The 1,006-nt window shown below is 68.0% G+C and carries 1 pseudogene; it reads left to right on the top strand.

Going from position 1 to position 1,006, the window contains the following annotated elements:
* Window positions 1-556: 556 nt before the first annotated feature.
* Window positions 557-1,006 (top strand): annotated as a pseudogene (locus F0L68_RS44075) (HAD-IC family P-type ATPase); the annotation flags it as partial.

Below are 1,006 nucleotides of genomic sequence, written 5' to 3'. Positions count from 1 at the left end.
TTAATTATCTGCAACCCCTTAGTGGTGTGCGGGTCGTTGGTATGCCTGGCCGGTGATCAGCATCAATCCGACCTCGTAGCGTGGGGCTTGTCAGCGCTCACGCAATTCCCGGCGCTGTGCTCACGTAGTCCCGCAGGTGGTGGGTCCGTAGGGATGTTCTACCGGATGTCCTCCTACGAACTGCGTGAGGAGAAGGCCACCCGCGACGATCTGCCCGCCTCCCGGCCGATCCAGATCACGGGCGATCTTCACGGTGTGGCTGGCGGTTCTCGCGGTGATCGCGGAAGTGGGCGCCGGCCAGGCGGAGGCCTCCCCGTCGACGTCACATGATCTGCGTGGAAGGGGCTCGGTTGTGGGGCGGCGGCGAACAGGCTGCGCGGATGGGACATGACGGCGCTTCCTGCGTGAGCGACTCGCTGGTGTCCAGGCTCGTTGCACCTCCTCGCAGCCGCACTCTGGGAGTCCTAGTTGGAGTGTCTGCCGGCGAATCGTTCGCGCTGGTCCAACGACCCTTGGCGTGAACCGGGCAGTCAGTTGACACGTTGTTGCTCATCGGCTGGGTCTGATTGGCCTGCTCGACCCGCCGCGCCCCGAGGTGGCGGCGGCCGTGGCGGACTGCCACAAGGCGGGAATCCGGGTTCACGTGGTGACCGGCGACAATGGCCGCACCGCGGCCGAGATCGCCCGCCAGGTCGGCATCGGTGCCGACCTGGTGGTCGACGGCGACGAGCTGGACGCGATGCCCGACCGGGCACTGGACGAGCTGCTGGCCGGGCCGCAGGAGATCGTGTTCTCCAGGGCCGCGCCCGAGGCGAAGCTGCGCATCGCCGAGGCGTTGCGGCACAACGGACACACGGTCGCGATGACGGGCGACGGCGTCAACGACGCACCCGCCCTGCACCGCGCGGACATCGGCGTGGCCATGGGCGTTGGCGGCACCGACGTCGCACAGGAAGCCGCGACCGTGGTGCTCACCGACGACAACTTCGCCACGATCACCGCCGGG

The sequence above is a fragment of the Solihabitans fulvus genome, from assembly GCF_008386585.1.
Classification (GTDB): Bacteria; Actinomycetota; Actinomycetes; order Mycobacteriales; family Pseudonocardiaceae; genus Solihabitans; species Solihabitans fulvus.
This window is presented reverse-complemented; position numbering and strand designations above follow the sequence as displayed.